The sequence below is a fragment of the Collimonas fungivorans genome, from assembly GCF_028292705.1.
Lineage (GTDB): Bacteria > Pseudomonadota > Gammaproteobacteria > Burkholderiales > Burkholderiaceae_D > Collimonas > Collimonas fungivorans_B.
Window position 1 is genome coordinate 1 of record NZ_JAQGLV010000139.1, and the last position, 9,326, is coordinate 9,326.

8 protein-coding genes are annotated in these 9,326 nt (G+C 61.4%); 2 read left to right on the plus strand and 6 right to left on the minus strand.

Features of this window, described 5'->3' with window-relative positions; genetic code table 11:
• The first annotated feature begins 629 nt into the window (after window positions 1-629).
• A complete protein-coding gene (locus JWQ61_RS06840; RefSeq protein ID WP_304359865.1) occupies window positions 630-1,490 on the plus strand; it encodes a class I SAM-dependent methyltransferase in 861 nt (286 codons plus the stop codon).
• A 54-nt stretch (window positions 1,491-1,544) separates the two neighbouring features.
• On the opposite strand, the gene JWQ61_RS06845 is transcribed toward JWQ61_RS06840, so the two are convergent.
• From JWQ61_RS06845 to JWQ61_RS06870, 6 genes are all read right to left on the minus strand, one after another.
• Window positions 1,545-2,210, minus strand: a complete 666-nt coding sequence (locus tag JWQ61_RS06845; protein WP_304359866.1) for an energy transducer TonB — start codon at window positions 2,208-2,210, stop codon at window positions 1,545-1,547.
• A 130-nt stretch (window positions 2,211-2,340) separates the two neighbouring features.
• Entirely contained in the window at window positions 2,341-2,670 is a 330-nt protein-coding gene (locus JWQ61_RS06850; protein ID WP_304359867.1) for a DHCW motif cupin fold protein, read from the minus strand.
• 19 nt (window positions 2,671-2,689) lie between these two features.
• Window positions 2,690-3,691, minus strand: coding sequence for an XdhC family protein (locus JWQ61_RS06855; protein ID WP_304359868.1), 1,002 nt, complete (start codon window positions 3,689-3,691; stop codon window positions 2,690-2,692).
• A gap of 91 nt (window positions 3,692-3,782) precedes the next feature.
• Complete coding sequence (locus JWQ61_RS06860; RefSeq protein ID WP_304359872.1) at window positions 3,783-5,024, minus strand: cytochrome c; 1,242 nt, start codon at window positions 5,022-5,024, stop codon at window positions 3,783-3,785.
• 35 nt (window positions 5,025-5,059) lie between these two features.
• A complete protein-coding gene (locus JWQ61_RS06865; RefSeq protein WP_304359869.1) occupies window positions 5,060-5,611 on the minus strand; it encodes a (2Fe-2S)-binding protein in 552 nt (183 codons plus the stop codon).
• The gene (locus JWQ61_RS06870; RefSeq protein WP_304359870.1) at window positions 5,608-8,436 is read right to left on the minus strand and encodes a xanthine dehydrogenase family protein molybdopterin-binding subunit; all 2,829 of its coding nucleotides are present in this window, start codon (window positions 8,434-8,436) and stop codon (window positions 5,608-5,610) included. Before JWQ61_RS06870 ends, JWQ61_RS06865 begins: the two co-directional genes overlap by 4 nt.
• A gap of 311 nt (window positions 8,437-8,747) precedes the next feature.
• Here JWQ61_RS06870 and JWQ61_RS06875 point away from each other — a divergent pair.
• Window positions 8,748-9,326, plus strand: a 579-nt coding sequence (locus JWQ61_RS06875; protein WP_304359871.1) for a glycerophosphodiester phosphodiesterase family protein, incomplete at its 3' end; no start/stop codon positions are given.

Here is a 9,326-nt window from a genome sequence, read left to right on the forward strand (position 1 = left end):
GGAGCTGCTGCAATACTTGGACCACTGCCAAGGGCAATGAGCGCCACCGCGATGGTCGCCAGACACAAAGCCGGCAGCCCGATATGGCGCCCGGGAAGTGCAGTATTTTTCATGAGGCATCTCTTGACTACCAAATGGCGTATTCATAGTAATTTTAATTCGATAATAAATGAAATTAATTATTACCATCAAATCAATAGCTATATACAATCACTCGCGACGAGTTTGTCGTAGCGGATGGCGATTCGATGGAATTGCTTCAGTTGAGCAAAGAATCGCTCAACAACACTAGCCGTGGCTCAAACGTCCGCTTTGGAGAAATCTGATAGACCGCTTTTGGGTCGTAAACAGTCGTTCACCAATATCTACTTCGGCCAATTACAGCCGCTGATCCGCACTCCCTATCGCTAGAACGTCGGCTCATCCTGCGAGCGGATCTGGACACAGACACGGTCCGCCGCCGAATTCGGGCAGGTGATATACTTTTTCCCGGCGCATTTCTACATGCGCATCCCGTGTAAAACATCCCCGGTCAATCGCCAAGGGACCGAAGCAGCGACTCTTTCCTGCACAGCATGGCACAGTACTATCAGATCTGCTTCAGACGACGAACAGATAGGATTGAAATCATGAACGATAAACCAGATGCAGCGCCAGACAGCACCGCAGCGCGCGTCGCCTTGTGGCGCGCCTTGCATGTCGAAGCCGATCCTCCGCCGCATGTGTTGGAAGACAAAATCGGCCTCAAGCTGCTGGCTCCGGACCATGACTGGCGCAGCCGCGGGGATATGGATCCGCAATTTACCCGTCCCTTCCGCGCCTCGATCGTGGCGCGTGCCCGCTTCATTGAGGACCTGGTGGTGGAACAGGCCGGTCGCGGGCTTGGCCAGTATGTCATCCTCGGCGCCGGCCTTGACAGCTTCGCGCAACGCAGGCCGGAGATCGCATCCCGCCTCAAGGTGTTCGAGATCGACCAGCCGGGTCCCCAAGTATGGAAGCGCCGGCGCCTGATCGAGCTCGGTTTCGGCGTCCCAGACTGGCTGCGCTTCGTGCCGGTCGATTTCGAGGCGGGCGGATCCTGGCGTGACGGGCTCGCAGCTGCCGGCTTTGATGACAGCAAACCGGCGATTGTGGTTTCCACCGGCGTCAGCATGTATCTCACCAGGGAGGCGAACGCGGCCACGCTGCAGCAAGTCGCCGCCCTCGCCCCTGGATCGACGCTCGCCATGACGTTCCTGCTGCCGCTGGAGCTGGCGGATCCCGAAGTACGTCCCGGGCTTGAGATGGCGGAGAAAGGGGCGCGCGCAAGCGGGACACCTTTCCTCAGCTTCTTCACCCCGCCGGAGATCCTGGCGCTGGCCCGCGAATCCGGCTTTGGAGAAGCAAGGCACGTCTCGGCGGCCGATCTTACCCGGCGCTACTTCGCAGGCAGGACGGATGGTTTGCGCCCGCCAAACAATGCGGAGGAACTGCTGGTGGCGAATACATAGCTGCCTGCAACCGGAGGCTAATCATGAGCATGCCGGACAAACGCGGCTCTATGCTCACTCCAGCTTCCAGACATACTGCATACGGGTAGCCGACTGCACCGGCTGGCCATCCGCCATGGCCGGTGTGAAATGGCACAGGCTCCAGGCTTTCAGGGTGGCCCGGTCCAGGTCTTTGTAGCCGCTGCTCTTTTCAATCGCGGCATCCACCACGCTGCCATCGGTGCCGATAATCAGTTTCACATTCACCGTGCCCTGCTCTTCGTTGCGCAAGGAAGTCCTGGGATATTCCGGCTTTTCGCAATTGCCCGCGACTTTCGCACTGGTATGCGCCGGCGGGCCGGCTGTCTGTGCCGTGGCTGCCGGCGATGGTTGCGCGACAGAGGTAGGCAGCTCGTTGCTAGGCGGCTTGACATTGGTGACCGCGGCAATCGTGTTTTCCTGCGGCTGCGGCTGTACCTTGACTTCTGGCGGCGGTACATAAGGAGGCGGCGGCGCGGCCGATTTTGGCGGCGGCGGCACCGGTTTGTCGGGCGGCGGCGGGGGTGGCGGCGGCTTGATTTCTTCGATGAGCTTGGTGATCACCGGCTCCTGGATGACGTCGACGACCTTGCGCGCCAAACCTGTCACCAATGCATACACGATCGTTATATGCAACACCACGACTACGGTGAAACCGACCAGTTTCCTGGTGGGTTTGCTCCCATCCAGTGCGAAATCCATTGAAGGACTCCTGTCTGCAGCCTAACGGCAATCCTACGACGATTTGCTTGGCGGATTGCCTACTTTCATAGTAGCAGCTTGGCGGCAACAGTAAAGGAGCCTGGTCAAAATTCCCCGGCCGATGCAGTGTTCAGTCGACGATGAACAGCTTCGCCCCGACCGCGGTAAACGACTTGTGCGGCTCCGCGCCGTCGGCCACCTGGTAGCTCATGCCGGCTTTCAGCAAGAACCTGCGGCCGTCTTCGAGTTCGGTGTGCAGTTCGCCTTCCAGGCAAAACAGGATGTGGCCTTTGCTGCACCAATGGTCGGCAAGGTAGCCCGGCGTGTATTCGACCATACGCACGCGAATGGCGCCGAACTGGCGCGTGCGCCAATAGGCGATCCCGACCTCGCCCTTGTGCTCGGTACGCTCGACGGCATTCCAGTCGGTCGTGCCAAACGGAATATCCGTCATCTTCATGTGTTTGCCTTTAAGCGTTTCACGGCCGCTCGACCATCCGCAGATCGTCCGTGTTGACGGCGCAGCTGGAGGGCGATACCGCTACCCGGCCCCGGTTGCGCAGCATCACCAGCTCGGCCAGCACCGATACCGCGATCTCGGCCGGCGAACGGCTCAGGATGGACAAGCCGATCGGCGCATGCAAATCGCCGACTTGCTGCGGGCTCAGGTCCAGCGTCAGCAATCGTTCCTTGCGCGCCTCGGTGCTCGCCATCGAGCCGATGGCGCCGACGTAGAAAGCATCGGTCTTGAGCGCTTCCATCAGCGCCATGTCGTCGATTTTCGGGTCGTGGCTGAGGGTGACGATCACGGTGCGGCGATCCGGCTTGAAGGCCAGCACGGCATCGTCCGGCATGCCGTCCAGCCAGACCACATCGTCGACCTGCCAGTTGCGGCGCTGCTCTTCGCGCGGGTCGTTCAGGTACACCGAAAAGTCCAGCGCCGGCGCCATCTGCGCCAGGTATTCCGAGACCTGGCCGCAGCCGATGATCAGCAGGCGCCAGCGCGGACCGAATACCTGCAGCAGTTCCTGTTCGTCGAAATGCAGGGCGAAGTCGGCGTCGCTGGCTTCGATGCTGGCTTTGCCGCTGCGCATGTCCAGGCGGCGCTGCACCAGCTTGCGTCCGGCGACGGCGTCGAGCAGAGGCGTCAGCGCTGCGGCGTCGGACAAGGGTTCGATCACCAGCTCCAGGGTACCGCCGCAAGGCAGGCCGAAGCGCTGCATCTGCTCGGCGCTGATGCCGTAGCGCACCAGCTCTATACGTTCCGGAAAAGCCGCAGCAAAACGCTGCATCAGGTCGTCCTCGATACAGCCGCCCGAGACCGAACCGGTGAAATCGCCGTCGTCGGTGATCGCAAACAGCGAACCCAGCGGGCGCGGCGCGGAACCCCAGTTGCGCACTACCGTGACCATGGCTACCCGCTTGCCCTGCTGGAGCCAGCTGACGGCGCTTTTTAATACTTGATAATCGACTGCATTCATGGCTTGCCTGATCTTTTCTTAGGTTTTTACCAGTGTAATGAAAAACAGGACCGGCCGCTTGCGCGGCCGATCCTGCTCCTGAAACCGGGCTTTACTGCGCCGTCGTCAGCCGCATGCTCTTGATGCGGTCCGGGGTAACGTCGGCTGCCTGGCCGCCCCAGGTGGCGCGCAGGAAGTTGGACAGCTGCGCCAGCTCCTTGTCGCTCAGCTGGCCGGCGAAACCGGGCATGTCCTGCAGGCTTTCGGTGCCGGGAAATTTCTGCGCTTCGATCCCGTCCAGCATCGCCACGATCAGGTTATGCGGATCGGCGTTGCGCACCGTCGAATTGCCCTTCATCGCCACCGCCACATGCGGCTTGCCGTCGCCCTGGAAGCCATGGCAGCCGGCGCAGACTGCCGTGTACAAACGCTTGCCGGCATCCAGTTCGGCCGCATCGGCGCTGATGGCCTTGACCGGTTCCGGCGGCAACGGCTTGTCGCCCAGCAGATAGGTGGTGATAGCGGCGAGGTCGTCCTTGCTCAGGTATTGCGTGCTCAGGTGCACCACCGGGAACATCTCGCCGTAGGCCGAGCCTTGAGGGGCGATGCCGGTAGCGAAGAAGATCTGCAGGTCCGCCGCCGTCCAGCCCACCGCGGCCAGGCCGGCGGGCGTGATGTTGGGCGCGGCGACACGGCCCAGCGCGGCGCCGGCCAGCGGTTTCGACAAATCGAGCTGGCCGAACACGCCGCGCGGCGAATGGCATTCCGCGCAATGACCGAGCGCATTGCTCAGATACTGGCCGCGCAGCCAGGCAGGAGATTGGCCGGCCGAAGCGTCGCTCAGCGAATTTTTCAGGAACGGCACATTCCAGAACATCATGCCGAAGCGCATGTTGTAGGGAAATTTCAGGTCCGCTTCCTTGCTCGGCACCGCGACCGGCTTCTGCTGCATCAGGTAGGCATAGATGGCGTCGCTGTCGGCGCGCGTCATCGAGCGGTACGAGGTGTACGGCATGGCCGGGTACAGGTGCCGGTCCGGCGTTACGCCGTCATGCAGGGCCTTGTAGAACTGGTCGGCGTTCCATTTGCCGATGCCGTGCTGTTTGTCCGGCGTGATGTTGGAGCCGTAGAACTTGCCGAACGGCGAAGCCAGTTCGACGCCCCCGGCAAACGGCGCGCCGGTGGCGGTGGTGTGGCACGCGGCGCAGTCGGCGGCCTTGGTCAGGTAGCGGCCGAGGGCCAGCTGGTCGGCGCTGCCCGGCTTGACCGTGCTGCCGGCGGCTGGAGCCGACGGGCTGCTGCCGCTGTCGCATGCAGCCAGCAAGGTTGCCGCCAGCAGCGGCGCGGCAGCCATGCGCAACGCCTTGCCGAGGTATCGGAGCTTAGTCATCACTTGCCATCCTTTACCAGTCCCGGCGTCGCCAGCGCCACTTCCTTGACTGCTTCGAAGTAGCGCACATAACCGGTGCAGCGGCAGATGTGATCGTTCAATCCTTCGGTAATGGCCTGGTCTAGCCGGTCCTTGGCGACCGGCTGGCGCTTCAGTTTTTCCAGCAATACCGTCGCCGCGTTGACGAAACCCGGTGTGCAGTAGCCGCACTGGAAACTGTAATGCTCGAGGAATTTCTGCTGGATCGGCGACAGCGCCACTACTTCGCCCTTTTCGTTGAGCTGGGCGTGGCCTTCCACGGTGCGCACTTTCTTGCCTTCGAAAAAATGGGCGCCGGTGATGCAGGAACGCACTTCTTCGCTAGTGCCGTCCGGCTTGTCGAGAATCACCACGCAGGCGCGGCAGACGCCCTGGCCGCAACCCAGGCGCGAGCCGGTCAGGTCCAGGTATTCGTGCAGGAAATCGATCATCATGATGCCTTCCGGCACCGGCACCGGGCCGACCGGCTTGCCGTTGATATGCATGGTGATGGGGTGGATAGTCATGCTCATGCCAGAGCCTCCTGGATATTTTGTGGGGTTACCGGCAGGTCGGTGAAACGATGGCCGATGGCGTGGGCGATGCCGTTGACGATGGCGCCGACCACCGGGATCATCACCACTTCGGCGATGCCCTTGGGCGGATCGGTCTCGGTCAGCGGCGGCAGCACTTCGCTGGTCTGGCTCCAGACCGCGACATCCTTGGCGCGCGGCAGCTGGTAGCGGTTGAAGTTCCAGCTGCCGTTGCCGGGGCCGTCTTCGTATAGCGGCAGGTATTCATGCAAGGCATGGCCGATACCCATCGCCAGGCCGCCCTGCAGCTGGCCGGAAACCAGTTGCGGCGAGATCTGGTTGCCGCATTCCATGATCGAGTGATGGGTCAGCAGTTCGACCTTGCCGCTGGCTTCATGCACCGCCAGTTCGACCAGCGTGCCGACCGCGCTGTAGTAAGTCACGGCAGCGTTGTTGCGCTGGGTCGGCGGGATGAAGACCTTCTTGCGGTTGAGTACTTCGTAACCGCCGCCTGTGCTCATCCTGGCCTTGCGCGCCTTGTCGGCGCCGTCGCCGTAACGCAGCGACAAGCCGTCGAGTGGAATCTTGGTGAGATTGCCGAGAATTTCGAACTCGGCTTCGGTCCATTGCCAGCGATTGAAGACGTGCACGGTGGCGCCGGTCACCAGCCCCAGTTCGTGGGCTTTCTTCACCAGCTGTTGGTAGGGCAGCGCTTCCAGGCCGGCGGCGGACAGCTTGCCGTCGACCCAGCGTGCATCTTCCACCCGCACCACCAGCGGCGCCGCCTGGCCGCCGCCTATGCCCTGGCTCCAGATCGCCATCGCCGCCGGCCACAGGCCGTGCATGAAGATCACGCGTGCAGCTTCGCGCGTGCTGTGAGTAAAGTAGAAAGCCGAATTGGTAGCGCTGGATGGCGAGGAGTAGCCCGGCGACCAGCGCGGATTGGCCGCCAGCTTGTCTTGCTCGGCCTGGCTCATGATGTAGGGATCGCCGCTGGTGACCACCGGCAGGTCGCTCCAGTCGGTGACCGAGGTGCGCACTTCATGCGCCGGCTTGCCCAGCCACTTGGCGCAGGCGATCGCTTGCGAAGTCGACATGCCGGTGCCGATTTCGGCGGCGCTGTGTGACAGGTGGATCTGGCCGTCGGCGCTGATTTCGACCTTGGCGAACGAAGTCTCGGCGCCGGTGCCGAAATCCTTCTGCACACAGGCAAAACCGACACCGTAGCGATAGCCCGGATGGCCAGCTTCGTACTCGGTTTTCTTCTTGCCGCGGTTGATCCACAGCGGATGGTTCTTGGCTTTCTGCAGCACTTCGTCGACCCGGATCGCGCCGGCCGGAATCGCGCCCTGGGTATTTTTCATGCCCGAGCGCAGTGCATTCTTCAGGCGGAAATCGATGGCGTCGAGGCCGAGTTTTTCCGCCATTTCATCGATCATCATTTCAGTCGCCGCCATGCTCTGCAGCGTGCCGTAGCCGCGCGCGGAACCGGCGTCGATCGCGCGAGTGGCGATGGCCACCGCGGCCAGGTCGTTCTTGGGGAAATAATAAATCGATTGCGCCGCAGTGGCGCCCACCATCGCTACCGACGGCGAGAAATTGGCGCGGCCGCCGCCGTTAGCTTCGAACTCGCCCTTGAACGATTGCAGCAGGCCGCTCTTGCGATCGACCGCGATGCGGTAGTGCATCTTGAAGGCGTGGCGCTTGATCGAAGTCTGGAACTGTTCGTAGCGGTCGTTGGCTAGGCGCACCGGCTTGCCGTCCGCATATAGCGAGGTCAGCAGGCCGTAGAACGGGAAATTGTAGTGGTCCTTGGAGCCGTAGCCGACCGTATAGCAAGGGTGGAGGAACAGCTGCTTGAGCGGGAATTTGCCCTTCTTCATCATCTCGATGGCGCTGTCCACCACTTCGCCCGGCGACTGGGTCGGCACCACCATGTGCAGGGCTTGGCTAGCGCTGTCGTACCAGCAGTTGGCGTTGTCCGGTTCCAGCGCCGCGGTATCCACCGACTGCGTATTGTAGTTGCGCTCCATGACCAACCAGTCGGCCGGCGGGTGGTCCAGCTGTTCCTGGATCTGGGCCGCGTAGAACATGCCCTGCTCGCCCAGCTTGCCGTGTTCCTGGCCATCCGGCCAGACCGGCTGGTGCTTGCGCATCATGCTCGGGAATACCGGCGCATTCTTCAGGCTGGAGAAAACATCGTCGTCGAACGATGTCGCGCCGCCTACCCGCACGAAACGGAAAGTACCCCAAGGGTCGCGCTCCAGCGGGCCGGTGACGGGGCCGTACTGGATCACTTCATCCTTGAACTGCAATTTGTCCTTGGCAAAGCGGAAGCGCGCGAAATCGTTGTAGATCAGGATCGCGACCGCATGGCCAAGATAGGCAGCGGTCTTGCCGGGCGGGAGCAGCATGTCTTCACCGTAGAACGCCGGGAAAGCCAGGCCGTCGCGCGCCAGGTCGGCAGCGGTGACTACGCGGTCAGGCTTGAGCTCGTCGCCCAGCAGGCCGAGGTCGAAGCCGAGGAAGTTGCGGTCGGCCTTGGTGGCGCGCAGGATGAAGGCATGTGCCTGCTGGTCCGGCCAGTGCGGCATGTCGCGGGCACGCACATCGCGCGCGAACACCTTGGCGCCGGTGACTTTGGCCATGCCATCGATACGAAACTTGACCTGACCGTTGCTACTGTCCCATTGGATGGGCGTCAGGATTTTTTCTTCAAACAGGGCGGCGAACGCTTTGCCGCCCATGGGCGCTACGTAAACCGACACCCCGGCCACTACGCTGGCCTTCAAAAAACTGCGACGCGAAAGGTCGAGTTTTGTCATGTATTTCTCCTCAAAAGCCAAGGAGCACCCCAACCGTCGTTCGCTAGCGGTTGTTGCAGATGCTCATCGGATCCATCAAAAGCCCCTGCCGGGCATTCATCTGGGGGTCGGCATTTTATTACATTGGAGAACTGGCAACATAAGCACTATGACATGATGAGAATAGATGATTTGACAGCATACGCAATCGATTTTGTAGCTAATTGCCGTATGACTGCAAGGATAGCCGTTTATTTGGTTGAAAGAATGTCATGTCTCTGTAACAAGCTACCCATACAATAAACACTCTCCTCCACTCCATCTATCCAACCATGATACGAATCCGCATCCTTGGCCTGCCGCTGGCGCTGGCCGGCTTGTTTTCCCTGTCCGCCTGCGGCGGCGACGGCGGCGACCTGGCGAACAGCAATATCCTGGTCATCGGCCATCGCGGCGCCAGCGCATTGCGGCCGGAACATACCCTGGCTTCCTATACCAAGGCGATCGAAGACGGTGCGGACGTGATCGAACCTGACCTGGTGGCGACCAAGGATGGTTTCCTGGTGGCGCGCCACGAGAATGAAATTTCCGGGACCACCAATGTCGCGACGGTGGCCAAGTTTGCCGGCCGCAAGACGAAAAAAGTCATCGACGGCAATACGCTGGAAGGATGGTTCACCGAAGATTTCACGCTGGCGGAAATCAAGGAATTGCGCGCCAAGGAAAGAATCCCGCAGATCAGGCCGGACAATACCCAGTACGACGGCCAGTTCGAGATCCCTACCCTGCCCGAGATCATCGCCTTGGCCAAGAGCATGTCGGCCAAGACCGGCCGCACCATCCACCTTTACCCGGAAACCAAGCATCCGAGTTATTTCCAGTCGATCGGCCTGCCGCTGGAAGACCGCCTG